Source organism: Nocardioides allogilvus (genome assembly GCF_003047285.1).
Classification (GTDB): domain Bacteria; phylum Actinomycetota; class Actinomycetes; order Propionibacteriales; family Nocardioidaceae; genus Nocardioides; species Nocardioides allogilvus.
On record NZ_PZYX01000002.1, the window covers coordinates 495,391 to 512,864 of the forward strand.

Sequence of the window (17,474 nt, forward strand, 5' to 3'; positions counted from 1 at the left end):
CTCAGCGGGGCTTGGGCGGGTAGGCGTCGGCACCCTGGGACTCCGGCGTGAGCAGGAAGTGGACGAGCGGGTTGATCCGCTGCTCGACCGCGTCCGGGTGGTCGATGAGGTACTGCCGGACGTCGAAGCGCGGGCTCGGGTGCCGGACCGGGTAGTAGGGGTGGCGCACGAAGTGCAGCGCCGGGTCCTCCCCCAGCTCGATCACGTCGGGATAGGTGCGGAGGTACCACGCGGGGTCCCACAGCTCCGAGCCGCGGATCAGCTCGAGCTGCGCCTCCTCGTCGCGGGTGACCGGCTTCTGCCGGCCCTTCAGCAGCCCGCTCCCCCGGCCTCGACCTGCGGCGTCGATGCGCACCCGGTCGGCCAACGCCTCGGAGAGCGTCCGCGCGATCCGCTCGGCTGCGTCGCGGGCGGCGACCAGCTCGGCCTCCCGCTCGGCGACCTGCTCCTGGGCCGTGCGCAGCTGCGCCAGCTCGGCCCGAGCGGCCGCCAGCTCCGCCATGAGCGCGGTGGAGTCGGGCTCAGGAGGGTGCACGGTCACGAGCGCGACCCTATCGCCCGCCGTACCGTGGTCACGTGAGGTGCACCCGCCGACTCGTTGCCGTGGCGCTCACGGCCGTCCTGCTCACGGCGTGCACCCCGGCGGCGCCTCCGGGCACCACGCCCGCGGACACGTCCCCCGTCCTGCCGGCACCCCGCTCACCGGCCGGCACTGCGTCCGTCGCCCCGACCACGCCCCTGGACCCGGTGTCGATGGCTGCGCTGCAGGCGACCTCGCACCGGGGCTCGAGACTGCGGCTCGGTGCCGTGCGCGAGAGCACGGCGGCGTACACCTCGTACGACGTGACGTACGGCTCCACGTCCGGCCGGCGTTCCCTGGTGGTCAGCGGCGTGCTCAACATCCCCACGGGGTCCGGGCCGTTCCCGGCGGTGGTGCTGGCGCACGGCTACATCGACCCGGCCGTCTATGCCAGCGGCCAGGGGATGACGCGTGAGCGCGCGGTGCTCGCGAGCCGGGGCTACATCGCGTTGCACGTCGACTACCGCGGGCACGCCGGATCGAGCGACGATCCGCGCCCGGCCCGCGACCTGCGGCTCGGCTACTCCGCCGACGTGATCGCGGCGGTGAAGGCACTGCGCGCAGCACGCGCCGTGCCGCTGGACGATGACCGGGTCGCGCTGATGGGCCGCTCGATGGGCGGCGGGGTCGTGATGAAGGCCCTGATCGCCGCGCCCGGACTGGTGCGCGCAGCGTCCCTGTGGGCATCGGTGTCGTCGCTGGAGGGCGAGAACTTCAACCACTTCGTCCGGCGCGACGGCGACTCCCGCGCGGCGGCGATCGTCGAGGCCCACGGGCTGCCCGAGGACCAGCCTGCCTTCTGGCAGGCAGTCTCCGCCCGCCCATACCTGTCGGCGATCACCGAGCCGGTGCTGATCGTGCACGGTCGCTTCGACGACACCTGCCCGCCCCGGTGGGCCCGAGCCACCCAGGACGCCATGCGCCTCGCCGGGGTCGACTCGACCCTGGAGTGGTACGACGACGGGCACGCCTTCGGACCGGCGTTCACCGCCGCGATGGACCGGACGATCCGCTACTTCGACAGTCAGGTCTGATCCAGCAGGGCGAGCACGTGCCGCGCCTGGTCCTCCGTCGAGCCCGCCGGGTTGCGCTTGAAGCCGCCGTTGCCCGGCAGCAGCATCATCAGCCAGAAGCAGGCGAGCAGCAGCCGGTGCACCGCGAGCCGCTCCCGTTGCGTGGGGTCGAGGTCGAGGTCGGCGAGGAGGGCGTCCACGTCGAGGCTGCGGGTCAGCCGCGACGACGCGTGCTCGACCACGTCCGCGATCTCGTAGGTGAGGTCGGAGGCGCCGTACTCCTCCCAGTCGATCAGCCGGCAGACCTCGCCGTCCCAGAGCACGTTGTCGAGGTTGCCGTCCCCCTGTGCCACGACGTGGTCGACGAGATCCGGCAGCTGAACGGCAGCGAGCCACGCGACGGCACGATCCTTGGCGGTGCGGACCAGTGCCTGGTCCTGGCACTGGGTGAGGTCGTAGTCCTCGGCCAGCCATTCGCGTACGTGGTCCCGCATCACCTGCGGTCCGTTCGCGCGCTCCGCCAAGTCTTCCGGCACGGGTACGGCGAACAGCCGGCGCAGCACCTCGGCGAAGGCCTTCGACTGGGCGGCGCTCAGCGTGCCGGTCAGCGGCTCGCCGGGGACGAGGGACATCACGACCACGGGCCGACCGTCCTCGACCTCACGTGCGACCGGGGTCGGCGCCAGGCCGGGCGACTCACGGGACAGGTGCACCAGTCCCGCCCACTCCCGCTCCGGCTCGCGGTCGTCCCACGAGACGTAGCGCTTGCGCACGACGTCGCCCATGACCGTGACGTCGTGGGTGTGCACGATCGTCAGCCGTAGTGGCAGACGTAGCTCAGCGTCTCGAGCACCTCGATGTCGAAGGAGGAGTCACCGGGAACGGCGAACGACTCCCCCGCGCCGTACGACGTCATCTGGTCATCGAGGGTGACCCGGCACGACCCGGCCTCGATCTCCATGACCTCGGGCGCGGCAGTGCCGAAGGTGAGCGTGCTGGGGAAGATGACGCCCGCGCTCTTGCGGGTGCCGTCGGCGAGGTGGAACGTGTGGCTGACGCACAACCCGTCGAAGTAGACGTTGGCGGCGGTGTCGAGGGTGACGTTGTCGATCGTGGTCATGCGCACATCATCGTGGACAGCGGTATCGCGCAGTCACCCGGTGGCTGCGGAATACCGCTGTCTCTCGACTAGCGTCAGATGACCGCGAGCGGGAGCAGCCGCTGCCCCGTCGGGCCGATCTGGATCTCGGTGTTCATCTCCGGGCAGACACCGCAGTCGTAGCACGGGGTCCAGCGGCAGTCCTCGATCTCGACGTCGGAGGAGCCGTCGGCGACCGCGAGGGCGTCCTCCCAGTCACCCCACAGCCAGTCCTTGTCGAGGCCCGAGTCGAGGTGGTCCCACGGGAGCACCTCGTCGTAGTCGCGCTCGCGGGTGGTGTACCAGTCGACGTCGATGCCCGTGCCGGCCAAGGCGACCGAAGCGGCTTCCATCCAGCGGTCGTAGGAGAAGTGCTCGCTCCAGCCGTCGAAGCGGCCGCCGTCGCGCCAGACCTGCTCGATGATCCCGCCGACGCGTCGGTCACCGCGCGAGAGAAGTCCCTCGACGATGCCGGGCTTGCCGTCGTGGTAGCGGAAGCCGATGGCGCGGCCGTAGCGCTTGTCGTCGCGGACGGTGTCGCGCAGCTTCTTCAGCCGCACGTCGGTCGTCTCGTGGTCGAGCTGGGCGGCCCACTGGAACGGCGTGTGCGGCTTCGGCACGAAGCCGCCGATCGACACGGTGCAGCGGATGTCGTTGTGGCCGGAGACCTCGCGGCCCTTGGCGATCACCTTCTTCGCCAGCTCGGCGACCTGCAGCACGTCCTCGTCGGTCTCGGTGGGCAGGCCGACCATGAAGTAGAGCTTCACCTGGCGCCAGCCGTGGCTGTACGCCGCTGCGACGGTCCGGATCAGGTCTTCCTCGCTGACCATCTTGTTGATGACCTTGCGCATCCGCTCACTGCCGCCCTCGGGCGCGAAGGTCAGGCCCGAGCGGCGACCGTTGCGGGAGAACTCGTTGGCGAGCGTGATGTTGAAGGCATCCACCCGGGTCGAGGGCAAGGAGAGCGAGACGTTGGAGCCCTCGTAGCGGTCGGCCAGGTCCTTGGCGATCTCGCCGATCTCGGTGTGGTCGGCGCTCGACAGCGAGAGCAGGCCGACCTCCTCGAAGCCGGACTTGCGGATGCCGTTCTCGACCATCGCACCGATGGTCTCGATCGAGCGCTCGCGCACCGGTCGGGTGATCATCCCGGCCTGGCAGAACCGGCAGCCGCGCGTGCAGCCGCGGAAGATCTCGACGGAGAAGCGCTCGTGGACGGTCTCGGCCAGCGGCACGAGGGGCTTGGCGGGGTAGGGCCAGGCGTCGAGGTCCATCAGGGTGTGCTTGGCGACCCGGAACGGGATCCCCGGACGGTTGGGCACGACGGCCTCGATGGTGCCGTCCTCGGCGTACGCGACGTCGTAGAACTTGGGGACGTAGACCCCGCCGCTGACGGCGAGGCGGCGCAGCAGCTCGTCGCGACCGGACGGCTCGCCCTCGGCCTTCCACTCGCGCACGACCTCGGAGATCGCGAGCACGACCTCCTCGCCGTCACCGAGCACGGCGGCGTCGATGAAGTCGGCGATCGGCTCGGGGTTGAACGCGGCGTGACCGCCGGCGAGCACGATCGGGTCGTCGTCGGAGCGGTCGGCGGCGTGCAGCGGGATGCCGGCCAGGTCGAGGGCGTTGAGCATGTTGGTGTAGCCGAGCTCGGTGGAGAAGCTCAGGCCGAAGACGTCGAAGGCACGCACGGGGCGGTGCTGGTCGACGGTGAACTGCGGGATGCCGTGCTCGCGCATCACGGCCTCCATGTCCGGCCACACGGCGTAGGTGCGCTCGGCGACGATCCAGTCGCGCTCGTTGAGCACCTCGTAGAGGATCTGGACGCCCTGGTTGGGCAGGCCGACCTCGTAGGCGTCGGGATACATCAGCGCCCAGCGGACGGTGGTCTCACCGCCGCAGTCCCATTCCTTGAGGGTCGAGTTGAGCTCGCCGCCGACGTACTGGATCGGCTTCTGGACGGACGGGAGCCGGGACTCCAGCTGGGGGAAGACCGATGCCGGGGAAACAGCGACGGACACGAAGAGACACCTCGAGGACTGGCAGGAATGGAGCAGCCTCCAAGGCTACGCCGGATGCAAGGGGGATGCGCAGTTCTCGGGTACGGCGACCTCGTCGCCCTCCCCGGACCGGGTCTGCGGCACACTTCTCCCGACGACCGCGCGACGTGGCGCGTAGAGATCCCGGGGGAAGCCAGTGACCAAGCGCGAGAACCTCGTCCGCGCGGGCCTGCTGCTCCTCGTCCTCGGCATCATCGCGACGCTGGTCGTCCTCGATCGCACCCGCGGCGATGACGCGCCCGACGCGGCGCCCACCCCCACCGCGACCCAGAGCCCGAGCGGGACCGTCGTGCCGCTGCCGACCGACGAGACGGAGGAGCCCGGCAAGCCGGGCAAGGGCGAGACCGACGTGATCCCGACGCCGCCGCCCGGCATCGAGGCCATCGCGTGCAAGAAGCTGCAGCAGTCGGTCAAGATCCGGGTGCTCGACTTCAACACCCACCGCTCCTACGGCGGCATCGGCACCGTCGCCGCCGAGATCAGGGCCCTCGACCCCGACATCGTGCTGCTGCAGGAGATCGACCGGTTCAAGGGCAGCACGGGCAACATCGACCAGGCGGCCTACTTCGCCGAGGCGCTGGGGATGAACCACGCCTTCGGCGCCAACGTGCGCTCGGGCGGCGGGGAGTACGGCGTCGCGATCCTGTCCCGCTTCAAGATCCTCGGCTCCGAGAACTACCTCCTGCCCAACGGTCCCGGAGGCGAGCAGCGCGGGCTCCTCGGTGTGGGGGTCGAGATCGGCGGCCAGGAGGTGCGTATCTACAACACCCATCTGCAGAACAAGATCGTCGGCCTGCGCGAGGCCCAGGCGCGCCACGTCGCCGGCATCATCGCCAACGAGGAGAACCCCGTCATCCTCGGCGGCGACATGAACGCCACCATCAACACTGCCACCCTCGCGCCGCTGACCAGCGTGCTGGTCGACGCCTGGTCCGTCGGCTCCGGCCCCGAGGGCACCGGCCCCAACGGCTCGCGCATCGACTTCCTGCTCGCCAGCCCCACCATCGAGCCGCAGCGCGCGGCCGTGCTCCGCTCCTCGATCTCCGACCACGCGCGGTTGTACGCCGACTTCGTGGTCCCCGCCGCGACGGACTGTCCCAAGCGGAGACGGTGAGTCCCCGACGAAGTCGGGAACTCACCGTCGACGCGCAGCCCCGCAGCCGCTCCGCGGCAAGGGGAACCCGGTTTACGCCCGACGAAGTCGGGAGCTCACCGTCGACGCGCAGCCCCGCAGCCGCTCCGCGGCAAGGGGAACCCGGTCCACGCCCGACGAAGTCGGGAGCTCACCGTCTCCGCGCAGCCCCGCAGCCGCTCCGCGGCAAGGGGAAACGTCCTAGCGGCGGACCAGCACCCGCTGAGTGGCGAGCAACCTGGTCGGGAGTGCCGACGACGAGCGCAGGTGGATGTTCTGCAGCAGGCCGAGCGCGAGCATGCCGGCGAACATCGAGCTTCCGCCGTACGACACGAAGGGAAGCGGGACGCCGGTGACCGGCATGATGCCCAGGCACATGCCGATGTTCTGGAAGGCCTGGAAGCCGAACCAGCAGGCGATGCCGGCGGCGGCGATCCGGCCGAACATGTCGTCGGTGTCGGCCGAGATGGCCAGCGCCCGCCAGATGACGACGGCCAGCAGGGCGATGACGAGGCCTGCGCCGACCAGCCCCAGCTCCTCGCCGGCGACGGTGAAGATGAAGTCGGTGTGCTGCTCGGGCACGAAGCCGGAGCGGGTCTGCGAGCCGTCGAAGAGTCCCTGACCGAACAGGCCGCCGTTGCCGACCGCGATCCGCGCCTGCTCGGTGTTGTAGCCGGCACCGCGCGGGTCGAGGCCGGGGTTGGTGAAGGCGAGGAACCGGTCGACCTGGTAGTCCTTCAGCACGCCAGCGGTGACGGCGAGGGCAGCAGCCGCGATGCCCGCTGCGGTGAGCCCGATCAGCCAGCGCCGGTCCGCGCCCGAGACGGCCAGGACGCCGAAGACGGTCGCGGTCAGCACCAGCATCGTGCCGAGGTCGGGCTGCAGCATGATGAGCGCGGCGGGGAGCCCCGCGATCACCAGCATGCCGATCACCTCGGGAGTGCGTACGCCGCGGCGCCAGCGTCCCTCGGTGCGCTCGGCGACCAGCAGCGCCATCCCGACGACGACGGCGAGCTTGGCGAACTCCGAGGGCTGGATCGACATGCCGCCGACCTGCAGCCACGAGCGGGAGCCGTTGATCGTCGAGCCGGCCACGAGCACGAGCCCCAGCCCCACGATCGAGCCGGCGTAGAACACCGGAGCCACGATCCGCACCCAGCGGTGGTCGGTGGCCATCACCATCACCATCAGGACCAGCCCGATGGCGACGTTGACGAGCTGCTTGGTGAGGTAGGCGGTCGTCTCGCCGCCAGTGAGGTCCTCGCGGGTGGAGGTCGCCGACCAGACGAGCAGGGTGCCGAGGACGACCAGCGCGAGCGCGGCCCCCATCAGCAACCAGTCGAGGCCGGGTGCCTTCAGCGTGGTGCGGGTCGAGGTCGAGATGCTCACTTCGTCTCCTTCACCGGCGGCAGGATCGAGCCGTCCCGCAGGAAGGTGGGCAAGGTGTCGGGCGCGACGACGCCGGGGATGGCGGCTGCGTCCGGCTTCACGGTCTCGCCGTCGACGCCGTAGAGCGTCTCCCAGATCTCGCGCACGGCGTCGCCCGTGGAGCCCGAGCCGGTGCCGCCCTGGCTGATCATCATGACGACGACGTAGTCCTCGGTGTAGGACGCGACCCAGCCGGTCGACTGCTTGCCGTAGACCTCGGCCGAGCCGGTCTTGGCCCGGATCTTCACGTCGTCGAGCGGGAAGCCGACGAGCTTCCAGGCCATCGTCCCGACCCTGCTGACGTTCTGCAGGGCCGCGTCGATGTAGTCGAGGTACTTGCGGGGTACGTCGACGTTCCCCGACCTCACCGGCCGGATCCGGCGCAGCACCTCGCCCGAGGGGCTGACCACGGCCTTGGCCACGGTCGGCTGCCACAGGGTGCCACCGTTGGACAGCGCGGCGTAGGCACGCGCCAGCTGAAGCGGCGTGACGATCGTGTCGCCCTGGCCGATGGAGAAGTTGACCGCGTCGCCCGCGCGGTAGGCATAGCCCTCGATGCAGAACTCGCGGGCGAACTTGTAGACGAAGTCGCTGGTCTCCGCGGTCTGCGGCTTGTCGGCCAGTCCGCAGTAGTAGTCCTTCATGGACTCGTAGTAGTCACGCTTCCACTGCCGGTCGGCGATGCGTCCGGGAGCCTCACCGGGGACGTCGATCCCGGTGCGGGAGCCGAACCCGAAGGTCTTCGCCTTCTCGACCAGCGGGTCCTTCGCGTTCACGTCGGCCTCGTCGGAGCCGAACTTCTGCCAGAAGTTGTAGCCGACGCGGTAGAAGAAGGTGTTGCAGGAGACCTCGAGCGCCTTCGCGAAGCCGATGCTGCCGTAGGAGCCGGACTCGTAGTTCTTGAACACCCGGTTGCCGACCTGGAAGCCGCTCGAGCACGGCAGCGAGGTGTCGGTCGAGTAGCCGTTCTGGAGCGCGCCGGCCGTCATGAAGGGCTTCCACGTCGAGCCGGGCGCGAACTGGCCCTGGGTCGCGCGCGAGAGCAGCGGCGTCCCGGCCTCCTCGGAGTAGAGGTGCTGGAGCTCCTTCTCGGTGATGCCACCCACCCAGACGCCGGGGTCGTACGTCGGTTGGCTCGCCATCGCGACGATCCGCCCGGTCTTCGCCTCCATCACCACGGCGGCACCCGAGTCGGCCTCGTAGTAGCGCCCCGAGACATCGTCGAAGGTCTGGCGCTGGACCTTGATCCGCTCGGCGAGGGCCTTCTCGACCACGGCCTGCACCTTGGCGTCGATGGAGGTCACCAGCGTGTCGCCGGGCGTGGCCTCGATGGTGCTGTCGTCCCCGAGCACGCGGCCCATCGAATCGACCGCGACCCGGCGGTAGCCCGGGAGCCCGCGCAACCACTCGTCGTACTGCTTCTCGATGCCGGCGCGTCCGACGCTGGAGGCACCGTTGAGCGACTGGTCGTCGGCGTCCTGAGCGGCGTCGAACTCGTCCTCGGTGATCGGGCTGAGGTAGCCCAGGACGTGGGCCAGGTTGACGCCGAACGGGCGCGGGTAGGCGCGGACGTTCTGCTGCTCGGCGACGACGCCGGGATAGTCCTCGGGCTGCTCCAGCACGCGCAGCGCGACGTCCTTGCCGACGTCGGTGGCGACCGGCACGGGCTGGTAGGGCGAGCCGTTCCAGCAGGTGCCGCGGATGCTGCCCTCGTGTCCACAGGTGACCAGGCGCTCCTCGAGGTCCTCGGGCGCCTGGTCGACCACGACCGAGACGCGGCGGACGAGCTCGGTGCGCTGCCGCTCCCCCAGCTTGTCGATCAGGTTGCGGTCGATCGAGATGACCCAGGAGGTGCGGTTGGCGACCAGAGGTCGGCCCTGGTCGTCGACGATCAGGCCGCGCTGCGGCTGGACGACGATGTCGCGGACCGACTGGTCGGCCGCCTGGGCCTGGTAGCCCTCACCGCCGACGACCTGGAGGTAGTAGAGGCGGACGAAGAGTGTGGCGAAGAGGGAGAAGACGAGCGCCTGCACGACGACGAGCCGCAGGCGGCTCTTCTGTGAACCGGTGACAGCCATCAGGTCGTCGCCAGCTGCGGATCGAGTCGGGCGAAGAGCTTCATCAGCGGTGGCAGCACGAGCGGCGTGAGCAGCACGTCCCACACGACGGCCACGGCGATGACCAGCAGGAGATCGGGCACCGAGCCGCTCTCACCGAGGAGCAGGCCGGTGAGCGCGAAGATCGAGGTGCCGACGAACGAGGAGGCGGCGACCGTCCCGACCACGGCTGCGGCGGTCGGCTTCACGTCCTGGCGCACCCGGGCGGCGAGGAACGCCACCACCGTGAGGGCGAGCGCCCAGCGACCCGCGACGTGGTCGGCGGGCGGCACGAGGTCGAGGGCCACCCCGGCCGCGAAGCCGAGCACCATGGCCGCGGGCGCGTTGATGGTGAGGGCAGCCGCGACGACGACGAGCAGGCACAGGTTGGGCACGATGCCGTGCCAGGCGAAGTGCGGGAAGAGCGAGACCTGCAGGACCAGGGCGACCGCGATCGCGAGGGCGGCGAGGGCGAGGCGGAATTTCATCGCATCGCTCCGTCGGCCTCGATCACGGCCCGGTCGCTGGTGGTGCCGGTCGGCACCATCACGCCCACGACGTCGAGCGCGGAGAAGTTGACGAAGGGCTCGATCACGGCGCGCTGCGTGCTCGCGATCAGGCTGGAGTAGACGTCGGTGACCCGACCGATGGGCACCCCACGCTGGTAGGGGCCTTGGGAGCTGCCCCAGGTCACGACCGTGTCGTGCTTGCCCGGGATGACGGCGTCGTCGACGAGGTGCAGGTCGAGCTCGTCGTCGGCCAGCGAGCCCCGGCCCTGGACGAAGCCGATCTCCAGGCTCGAGCCGACGCGGCCGCCCACGTTGGACTCCTTGTCGATGAGCAGCAGCACCGTCGCGGTGGTGCGGGTGACACGCAGGACGCGACCGACCAGCCCGTCGTTGTTGATCACCGTCATGTCCGGACCGATGCCGGCCCGGGAGCCCGCGTCGATGGTGACGGTCTGGCTGTAGGACTGCGAGGGGCCGTGGGCCACGACCCGGGCCGGGACCAGCGCGCGACCGAGACTCTCGGCGGACTGGGTCAGGCCGTCGTACTCCTCGAGCCGGTTCTTGTCGTAGCCGGCGGTCGCGACCTGGCTGCGGAGCTCGGAGTTCTCGGCCTCGAGGTCGCGCACCTCGTCGCTGAGCGAGCCCTGGGTCCGGATCCACGTCGGGACGGCCGTGAACGGGCGGATCACGGCGGCGGTGCCGACCTCGATCGGACCGAAGACCTCGCCCACGGCCCGGCGTGCCGGCTCGAGCGGCGAGTCGGCGCCGCCGTGGAAGTCGAGCGTGATCAGCGTGACGCTGGCCAGGACCAGCGCCACAAGCACCGAGCGTGGCGGACGGTTGCGTGAGTCGAGCCGGTCGATGCCGCGCCAGCGCCGCTCGCGGCCACCTGTCGCACCGCCTCCCCCGAGTCCGGCCATCAGAACCGCCGTACGTCGGAGACGAGGACCTGCTGCAGCGCCTCGAACTCCTCGACGCACTTGCCGGCGCCGAGGGCGACGCTGGACAGCGGGTCCTCGGCGACGTGCACCGGCATGCCGGTCTCGTGCCGGAGGCGCTCGTCGAGGCCGCGGAGCAACGCGCCACCGCCGGTCAGGACGATGCCGCGGTCCATGATGTCGCCGGCCAGCTCGGGCGGCGTCTGGTCGAGCGTCGAGCGCACGGCGTCGATGATGTTGTGCAGCGGCTCCTCGATCGCCTGACGCAGCTCGGCGCTGGAGACCACGACGGTGCGCGGCAGCCCGGAGACCATGTCGCGGCCGCGGATCTCGGCCTCGGGCTCGTTGGGCAGCGGGAAGGCGGACCCGAGGGTCAGCTTCATCTCCTCGGCGGTGCGCTCCCCCAGCATCAGGGAGTACTCCTTCTTCATCCACGCGATGATCGCCTGGTCGAGGTCGTCGCCGGCCGTGCGCACGCTCATGCTGGTGACGATGCCGCCGAGGCTGATCACCGCGACCTCGGTGGTGCCGCCGCCGACGTCGACGATCATGTTGCCGGTCGCCTCGTGGACCGGCAGGCCCGCGCCGATCGCAGCCGCCATGGGCTCCTCGACGATGTAGACCTTGCGGGCGCCGGCCTGGTAGCCGGCCTCCTTGACGGCGCGCTGCTCGACGGCGGTGATCCCGCTCGGCACGCAGATGACCATGCGCGGCTTGGCGAAGTAGCGGCGGCGGTGCACCTGCTGGATGAAGTAGCGCAGCATCTGCTCGGTCGCCTCGAAGTCGGCGATGACGCCGTCCTTCAGCGGGCGGATGGCGGCGATGTTGTCGGGTGTGCGGCCGATCATGCGCTTGGCCTCGTGGCCGACGGCGAGGACCTCGCCGGTGGTGGTGTTCATCGCCACCACGGACGGTTCGTCGAGCACGACGCCCTTGCCGCGGACATAGACCAGCGTATTGGCGGTGCCGAGGTCCACGGCCATGTCCCGGCCGACGAAACTTGAAGCCATCTGCGATGCCTCGCTGGAGATGCGTGTGTATGGGGAAGTGGGGCGGCACTGGTCCGACCCAAGGCTCAGGGTAGGTAGCGCGCCTGCCCGTTCCGGGGAGACACGCCCTGCCATCGGGGCCCGAGTCCCGCTACGTTTCCCTCATGGCTGACATCAACGAGCTCGTCTCGACCCTGCCCATCGACCAGATCGCCGCCAAGCTCGGCGAGGATCCCGACGCCGTACGCCGTGCAGTGGACGTCGCCCTCCCCGCCCTCCTCGGCGGTCTCGAGGCCAACACGCAGGACCCGGGCGGCGAGGCCTCCCTGGCCGAGGCCCTCGGCCAGCACGACAACGACGTCGCGACGCCGCCGGTCGACGTCGAGGACGTCGACGTGGCCGAGGGGCAGAAGATCGCCGCCCACATCTTCGGGGCCAACCAGGACCAGGTCGTCAACCAGCTCGGCTCCACGGGCGTTTCGAGCGGGCTGGTCGCCAAGCTGCTGCCGATCCTGGCCCCGATCGTGCTCAGCTATCTCGCCAAGCAGGTCGGCGGCAAGAGCGGTGCGCTCGGCGGAGCAGCCGGCGGCGGCGTCCTCGGCTCGATCCTGTCCAGCATCCTCGGCGGCGCCTCGCAGGGCGCCGGCACCCCGTCGTCCGCCGGCACCAGCGCCGGCTCGATCCTCGGCGACCTGCTCGGCGGGTTGCTCGGGGGTGGCCGCAAGGCCTGAAAACTGTTCTTGCGTCGGAGTCCCCGCTTAAGCGGGGACTCCGTCACGGGTTGGCCGTTGCAACGGGCAGGAGGCGCGAAACTTCCCCTACCTGTTGGCGTGAGGGCGCGTGCCGGCGGCCTGCGGCCGCGTCAGGCTCCGAGCTCGGGGAACCAGATGCCGATCTCGCGGGCCGCGGACTCGGGGGCGTCGGAGCCGTGGACGAGGTTCTGCTGCACCTTCAGGCCCCAGTCACGACCGAGGTCGCCACGGATCGTGCCGGGCGCGGCGACGGTGGGGTCGGTGGCACCGGCGAGCGAGCGGAAGCCCTCGATGCAGCGCTCCCCCTCGAGCACCATCGCGGCCACCGGGCCGGACAGCATGAACTCGACGAGCGGCTCGTAGAACGGCTTGCCCTCGTGCTCGGCGTAGTGCTCGGCGAGCAGCTCGGGCGTGGCCTCCCGCAGCTCGAGGGCGACCAGGGCGTAGCCCTTCGCCTCGATGCGGCGGATCACCTCACCGGTGAGGCCGCGGCGTACGCCGTCCGGCTTGACAAGGACAAGAGAGCGCTCGGTCATGGCCGCAGCCTAACGGGCAGCCAGGGCCCGGGCGCGGGCCACCACCTCGACGGGCACGACCCCGCGCGCGTCCGCGTCGGGCACGGGCGACGCGGCCACCCGGCGCAGCGGGATGTGCCCGCCCCAGCCACCGCTCGCCACGTCCTCGGGCTCGTCCCCCGGCCCGCCGTCGCGCTCCTTCATCGACGCCTCGTGGAGGGGTACGGCGACGACGGCGGTCGCGGCAAGCTCCTTGCGCGTGCTGGCCCGCAAGGTCGCCGAACGCCCCGGGATCATGTGGTCGACGATCAGGTCGAGAGCGTGCTGGCGCTCGGAGGCGTCCTCGACCAGGCGGCCCGCGCCGATGATCACCGCCGAGCGGTAGTTCATCGAGTGGTGGAAGGCCGAGCGGCCGGCGACCAGCCCGTCGAGCTCCGTCACGGTGACGCACACCGTCGCGTCGGGGGCCGCCCGCAGCCAGCCGGCCGCCACCGAGCCGTGCAGGTAGAGCGTGCCGCCGGTGTCCGGACCGCCCGCGTCGACTGCGAAGGCAGTGGGCAGCACCACCGGGTGCTCGCCCATCACCACTCCGACGTGCGCGATCAGTGCGTCGCCGAGGAGGGCCATCAGCCGGCCACGGTCCGCGACGGCGCGGTTGCGGCCGCGCCCGATCGTGGTGCGGCCGGTGGGTTCGAGGGTCGTGGTGCTGTCCATGGCTACCATCGTGGCGTGACAGTGGCCCGCACGCACGAGCCACTTCGGCAGCAAACAGACAGGCCATTTCCATGCTCCCGGTGACCCTCGATCGCGCCGACGCCCGCCCCCTCGGCGTCCAGCTCGCCGACCAGGTGCGCCGGCTCGTGCTGGCCGGGACCGTCGCCCCGGGCACCAGGCTGCCCAGCACCCGGCGGCTCGCCGCCGACCTGGGCGTCTCCCGCGCGGTGACCGAGCAGGCGTGGGACCAGCTGCGGGCGGAAGGCTGGCTCGAGGCACGACAGGGCGCCGGCAGCTGGGTCAGCGGCGGCCCCGGGCCCGGCCACCCGACGTCGCCGCCCCGGCGACGGCCCCAGCCACGACGCCCACTGGTCCCCCTCAACGCCGGCACACCATGGGTCGACACCCGCCACGACGCCGCCTGGCGCCGCGCCTGGCGCGAGGTCTCGTCGGCGACCCCGCCCCGCGGCTACGACGACCCGCGCGGGCTGCCCGAGCTGCGCGCGCTCCTGGCCGAGCGGCTCGGCACGACCCGCGGGCTGGGCGTCGACCCGGACGAGCTGAGCATCACCGCAGGCACCACCGCCGGGCTCCGGCACGTCCTCAATGCCCTGCCACGGCAGCCGGTCGTGGTCGAGGATCCCGGCTACCGCGCCGCCGCCCTGACGGTGCGCGAGAGCGGGCGCGAGGTCCGCGACCATCCGGCCCTGCTCCCGATCACCGACCTGTCCGGCTGCGCGGCGGCCTACGTCACGCCCGCCCACCAGCACCCGCTCGGCCGGGTGATGCCCGCCGACGACCGGCTGACGCTCCTGGCCGCCGCACGCCGCGACGGCGCCGTCGTGATCGAGGACGACTACGACTCCGAGTTCCGCTACGACGTGGCCCCGGTCCCGGCCCTCGCGTCGATCGACCCCGACGTGGTCGCCTACCTCGGCACCGCGTCGAAGTCGGTCCTGCCCTCGCTGCGGCTGGGCTGGATGGTGCCGCCGGCCTCCCTGCGCCCGGAGGTGGAACGGCACCGTGCGATCACCCACGACGCGCCCGCCTGGCCCGTGCAGCGGGCGTTCGTGGCGCTGGTCCGCGACGGCTACCTCGACGCCGTGGTGCGCTCCGCGCGTCGGGTGTACGGCGAACGCGCCCCGCGCGTCGTCGCCGCGCTGTCGCCGTACGCAGAGCTGGCGGGACCCGTGGCAGGCATGTACTCCACGTGGTTGCTCCCGCACCGCGAGGCGGTCCGCGCCCGGGCTGCGGCCGAGGCGGCCGGGTTCCGGGTCAACCTGCTCGCCGACTACTGCCGCAGCGCAGAGCTGACCGGGCTGGTCGTCGGGTTCGGCGGGCCGACCGACGAGGAGCTCGACGCGGCCCTCGCGGTGCTGGTCGAGTCGCTGGCGAGCAGCTAGGAGCCGAGCTCCTTGCGCAGGTGCACGTCGTCCTGGCCGGCCACCGGGACATCGACCCAGCGAGCGAACTCCACGTAACCGCGACGCTCGTAGAAGCCGGGCGCCTGGAAGGTGAAGGAGGTGACGAAGACGTGCTGGGCGCCGCGCGCGCGGGCCTCCGCCTCGAAGGCGTCGAGCAGCTCGCCGCCGAGCCCGGATGCGCGCTGGTCGGCGCGCACCCACGTCATGGCGATGCCCGCGGCGACTCCCCACGTCCAACCGCTGATGCCGGCGACGAGGCCGAACTCGTCCTCGATGCGCACAGTGAGCTCGCGCTGCGGTCCGGCGTGGGACATGGCGGCGCTGTTGACGGCGTCGAGCTCAGCCGAGAGCTGTCGGTCAAGAGCCTCGTCGCCCTCGCCGACGCGGGTCGCGCTGTTCACGACTGCGAGGCGCGGTAGGCCGCCCAGGCCTCCGCCTTCTCCCGCTCGATCTTGCGTCCGAGGAAGTCGGCCGTGGCCCAGAGCGCAGCGAAGACGGCGCCCAGGAAGAACATCATGGGGATCACGAAGCCGAGGCCGATCGCGGCGACCTGGATGGCGTAGCCGGCGGTGTAGGCCCACGGCTTGCGCAGCATGCCGGCGAGCAGCAGGCACACCACTGCGAGCCCGACCCCGACGACGAGCGCGGGGCCGACGGCGACGTCGGCGATGGTGATCATCACTGGCGTGGTCAGGCCGATCGTGATCGCTTCCAGGCACAGCACCGCGGCACACATGCCCCGGCGCGGCGAGCGATCGGTGTTGTGCGGGGTCGGGGTCTCGCTCATGCGCGGGCCTTCCGGACGAGCATGGTGCGGGCCTCCCCCACCGTGATCACCGAGCCGGTGACCAGCACCGCCCCGGCGCCGAGCGCGTCGCCGAAGGCCTCGCCGGCCTCGGCCAGGGTCGCGGCCCGGTCGATCGCCTCGGCGAGGTCGGGCACGACGGTCACGCGGTCCTCGCCGTAGATCTCGATGGCGGCACGGCCGAGGTCGGCGGCCGACATCGAGCGCGGCGTGGAGTTCTGCGTGCAGATCAGGTGGTGGAAGTGCGGCTCGAACGCGGCGAGCACGCCGTCGGCGTCCTTGTCGCTCATCACGCCCATCACGCCGATGAGCGGCGAGAAGCTGAAGGAGTCCTCGAGCGCGGCAGCGGTCGCCTCGGCACCGTGGGGGTTGTGGGCCGCGTCGAGCACGATGGTGGGGCTGCGGCGGATGACCTCGAGCCGACCGGGGCTGGTGACCTCGGCGAAGGCCGCGCGCACGATCTCCACGTCGAGGGGCTCGTCGCTGGCGAAGGCCTCGACCGCAGCCAGGGCGACCGCGGCGTTCTGGGCCTGGTGGGCGCCGTACAACGGCAGGAAGAGGTCGTCGTAGCGCCCGCGCAGGCCCTGCAGGCTGATCACCTGGCCGCCGACGGCGGGGACGCGGGAGATGACGCCGAACTCCATGCCCTCGCGGGCGACGGTCGCTCCGACCTCGACGGCGCGCTCGAGGAGCACGGTGGCGACCTCGGGGGTCTGCTCGGCGAAGATCGCGAAGCAGCCGGGCTTGAGGATGCCGGCCTTCTCCGCGGCGATGGCGGCGGTGGTGTCGCCGAGGTACTTCGCGTGGTCGACCGCGATCGGCAGCACGACCGCGACGTCGGCGTCCGCGACGTTGGTCGCGTCCCAGGTGCCGCCCATGCCGACCTCGACGACCGCGACGTCGACCGGGGCGTCGGCGAAGGCGGCATAGGCCATCGCGACCATGGTCTCGAAGAAGGAGAGCGGGTGCTCCTGCTCGGCATCGATGATGTGCGTGTACGCCGCCACGTCGTTGAACGCCGCGACGAACTCGTCGTCGGTGAGCTGCTCCCCGTCGATGCTGATCCGCTCGCTCATCCGCTCGAGGTGGGGGCTGGTGAAGCGACCGGTGCGCAGGTCGAGGGCGCGCAGCAGCCGCTCGATCATGCGGCTGGTCGAGGTCTTGCCGTTGGTGCCGGTCAGGTGGATGACCCGCAGCGACTTCTGCGGCTCGCCCAGCAGCTCCGTGAAGGCGGCGATCCGGTCGAGGCTCGGCTCGAGCTTCGTCTCGGGCCAGCGGGACAGCAGGGCGTCCTCGACTTCGGCGTAGGTCTCGGCCGGGCGGGCGTTCGCAGCGTTGTCACTCATCTCGCCACGAGTCTAGGGCGCGGGCGCCACGACCGGGT

General features: G+C 71.3%; 18 protein-coding genes. 4 read left to right on the forward strand and 14 right to left on the reverse strand.

Features of this window, described 5'->3' with window-relative positions; genetic code table 11:
• Position 1: 1 nt before the first annotated feature.
• Positions 2–541: a hypothetical protein gene (locus C9J87_RS05755; RefSeq protein WP_107704939.1), complete on the reverse strand. Its 540-nt coding sequence runs from the start codon at positions 539–541 to the stop codon at positions 2–4.
• A gap of 35 nt (positions 542–576) precedes the next feature.
• Here C9J87_RS05755 and C9J87_RS05760 point away from each other — a divergent pair, with 35 nt between their 5' ends.
• A complete protein-coding gene (locus C9J87_RS05760) occupies positions 577–1,614 on the forward strand; it encodes an alpha/beta fold hydrolase (protein WP_232819838.1) in 1,038 nt (345 codons plus the stop codon).
• Here the strand turns inward: C9J87_RS05760 and C9J87_RS05765 are convergent.
• The 3 genes from C9J87_RS05765 to C9J87_RS05775 all read right to left on the reverse strand — a co-directional run bounded on the left by C9J87_RS05765 (position 1,605) and on the right by C9J87_RS05775 (position 4,749).
• Positions 1,605–2,402, reverse strand: a complete 798-nt coding sequence (locus C9J87_RS05765; protein ID WP_107704940.1) for a phosphotransferase family protein — start codon at positions 2,400–2,402, stop codon at positions 1,605–1,607. The genes C9J87_RS05760 and C9J87_RS05765 overlap by 10 nt on opposite strands.
• Positions 2,403–2,407: 5 nt before the next feature.
• Entirely contained in the window at positions 2,408–2,713 is a 306-nt protein-coding gene (gene ppnP / locus C9J87_RS05770; protein ID WP_107704941.1) for a pyrimidine/purine nucleoside phosphorylase, read from the reverse strand.
• Positions 2,714–2,787: 74 nt separating this feature from the next.
• The gene (locus C9J87_RS05775; protein ID WP_107704942.1) at positions 2,788–4,749 is read right to left on the reverse strand and encodes a TIGR03960 family B12-binding radical SAM protein; all 1,962 of its coding nucleotides are present in this window, start codon (positions 4,747–4,749) and stop codon (positions 2,788–2,790) included.
• Between the two features lie 175 nt (positions 4,750–4,924).
• Between C9J87_RS05775 and C9J87_RS05780 the strand changes: the two genes are divergently transcribed.
• Positions 4,925–5,902 (forward strand): endonuclease/exonuclease/phosphatase family protein, encoded by a 978-nt coding sequence (locus C9J87_RS05780; RefSeq protein WP_107704943.1) that lies wholly within the window; start codon positions 4,925–4,927, stop codon positions 5,900–5,902.
• 219 nt (positions 5,903–6,121) lie between these two features.
• Here the strand turns inward: C9J87_RS05780 and rodA are convergent, their stop codons facing one another.
• From rodA to C9J87_RS05805, 5 genes are read right to left on the reverse strand one after another with little or no spacing between them, the layout of a single operon-like run.
• Complete coding sequence (gene rodA, locus C9J87_RS05785; RefSeq protein ID WP_010832096.1) at positions 6,122–7,309, reverse strand: rod shape-determining protein RodA; 1,188 nt, start codon at positions 7,307–7,309, stop codon at positions 6,122–6,124.
• On the reverse strand, positions 7,306–9,426 hold the full coding sequence (gene mrdA, locus C9J87_RS05790) for a penicillin-binding protein 2 (protein ID WP_010832095.1): 2,121 nt from the start codon (positions 9,424–9,426) through the stop codon (positions 7,306–7,308). The genes rodA and mrdA overlap by 4 nt, the downstream gene beginning before the upstream one ends.
• Complete coding sequence (gene mreD / locus C9J87_RS05795; RefSeq protein ID WP_010832094.1) at positions 9,426–9,932, reverse strand: rod shape-determining protein MreD; 507 nt, start codon at positions 9,930–9,932, stop codon at positions 9,426–9,428. Before mreD ends, mrdA begins: the two co-directional genes overlap by 1 nt.
• The gene (mreC, locus tag C9J87_RS05800) at positions 9,929–10,873 is read right to left on the reverse strand and encodes a rod shape-determining protein MreC (protein ID WP_010832093.1); all 945 of its coding nucleotides are present in this window, start codon (positions 10,871–10,873) and stop codon (positions 9,929–9,931) included. Before mreC ends, mreD begins: the two co-directional genes overlap by 4 nt.
• Positions 10,873–11,901: a rod shape-determining protein gene (locus C9J87_RS05805; RefSeq protein ID WP_036490292.1), complete on the reverse strand. Its 1,029-nt coding sequence runs from the start codon at positions 11,899–11,901 to the stop codon at positions 10,873–10,875. Before C9J87_RS05805 ends, mreC begins: the two co-directional genes overlap by 1 nt.
• A gap of 143 nt (positions 11,902–12,044) precedes the next feature.
• Between C9J87_RS05805 and C9J87_RS05810 the strand changes: the two genes are divergently transcribed.
• Complete coding sequence (locus C9J87_RS05810) at positions 12,045–12,611, forward strand: DUF937 domain-containing protein (RefSeq protein ID WP_010832091.1); 567 nt, start codon at positions 12,045–12,047, stop codon at positions 12,609–12,611.
• 131 nt (positions 12,612–12,742) lie between these two features.
• Here the strand turns inward: C9J87_RS05810 and ndk are convergent, their stop codons facing one another.
• Positions 12,743–13,168 (reverse strand): nucleoside-diphosphate kinase, encoded by a 426-nt coding sequence (gene ndk / locus C9J87_RS05815; protein ID WP_010832090.1) that lies wholly within the window; start codon positions 13,166–13,168, stop codon positions 12,743–12,745.
• A 9-nt stretch (positions 13,169–13,177) separates the two neighbouring features.
• A complete protein-coding gene (locus C9J87_RS05820; protein ID WP_107704944.1) occupies positions 13,178–13,861 on the reverse strand; it encodes a pyridoxamine 5'-phosphate oxidase family protein in 684 nt (227 codons plus the stop codon).
• Positions 13,862–13,932: 71 nt separating this feature from the next.
• On the opposite strand from C9J87_RS05820, the gene C9J87_RS05825 reads away from it, so the two are divergent.
• Positions 13,933–15,264 (forward strand): aminotransferase-like domain-containing protein, encoded by a 1,332-nt coding sequence (locus C9J87_RS05825; protein WP_107704945.1) that lies wholly within the window; start codon positions 13,933–13,935, stop codon positions 15,262–15,264.
• Here the strand turns inward: C9J87_RS05825 and C9J87_RS05830 are convergent.
• From C9J87_RS05830 to C9J87_RS05840, 3 genes are read right to left on the reverse strand one after another with little or no spacing between them, the layout of a single operon-like run.
• Positions 15,261–15,686 carry a GNAT family N-acetyltransferase gene (locus C9J87_RS05830; RefSeq protein ID WP_198652282.1) on the reverse strand — a complete coding sequence of 142 codons (426 nt, stop codon included), beginning with the start codon at positions 15,684–15,686 and terminating at the stop codon, positions 15,261–15,263. The two genes, C9J87_RS05825 and C9J87_RS05830, sit on opposite strands and share 4 nt — an antisense overlap.
• Entirely contained in the window at positions 15,683–16,072 is a 390-nt protein-coding gene (locus tag C9J87_RS05835; RefSeq protein ID WP_010832087.1) for a DUF4233 domain-containing protein, read from the reverse strand. Before C9J87_RS05835 ends, C9J87_RS05830 begins: the two co-directional genes overlap by 4 nt.
• Complete coding sequence (locus C9J87_RS05840; protein WP_010832086.1) at positions 16,069–17,436, reverse strand: bifunctional folylpolyglutamate synthase/dihydrofolate synthase; 1,368 nt, start codon at positions 17,434–17,436, stop codon at positions 16,069–16,071. Before C9J87_RS05840 ends, C9J87_RS05835 begins: the two co-directional genes overlap by 4 nt.
• Positions 17,437–17,474 lie beyond the last annotated feature (38 nt).

What these genes read in the sequence shown, in the direction of transcription:
- C9J87_RS05820 (WP_107704944.1), bottom strand. Translation starts at nt 13,861, where the DNA reads ATGGACAGCACCACGACCCTCGAACCCACCGGCCGCACCACGATCGGG.
- ppnP (WP_107704941.1), bottom strand. Translation starts at nt 2,713, where the DNA reads ATGACCACGATCGACAACGTCACCCTCGACACCGCCGCCAACGTCTAC.
- C9J87_RS05810 (WP_010832091.1), top strand. Translation starts at nt 12,045, where the DNA reads ATGGCTGACATCAACGAGCTCGTCTCGACCCTGCCCATCGACCAGATC.
- C9J87_RS05805 (WP_036490292.1), bottom strand. Translation starts at nt 11,901, where the DNA reads ATGGCTTCAAGTTTCGTCGGCCGGGACATGGCCGTGGACCTCGGCACC.
- C9J87_RS05840 (WP_010832086.1), bottom strand. Translation starts at nt 17,436, where the DNA reads ATGAGTGACAACGCTGCGAACGCCCGCCCGGCCGAGACCTACGCCGAA.
- mrdA (WP_010832095.1), bottom strand. Translation starts at nt 9,426, where the DNA reads ATGGCTGTCACCGGTTCACAGAAGAGCCGCCTGCGGCTCGTCGTCGTG.
- mreC (WP_010832093.1), bottom strand. Translation starts at nt 10,873, where the DNA reads ATGGCCGGACTCGGGGGAGGCGGTGCGACAGGTGGCCGCGAGCGGCGC.
- C9J87_RS05835 (WP_010832087.1), bottom strand. Translation starts at nt 16,072, where the DNA reads ATGAGCGAGACCCCGACCCCGCACAACACCGATCGCTCGCCGCGCCGG.
- ndk (WP_010832090.1), bottom strand. Translation starts at nt 13,168, where the DNA reads ATGACCGAGCGCTCTCTTGTCCTTGTCAAGCCGGACGGCGTACGCCGC.
- mreD (WP_010832094.1), bottom strand. Translation starts at nt 9,932, where the DNA reads ATGAAATTCCGCCTCGCCCTCGCCGCCCTCGCGATCGCGGTCGCCCTG.
- C9J87_RS05825 (WP_107704945.1), top strand. Translation starts at nt 13,933, where the DNA reads ATGCTCCCGGTGACCCTCGATCGCGCCGACGCCCGCCCCCTCGGCGTC.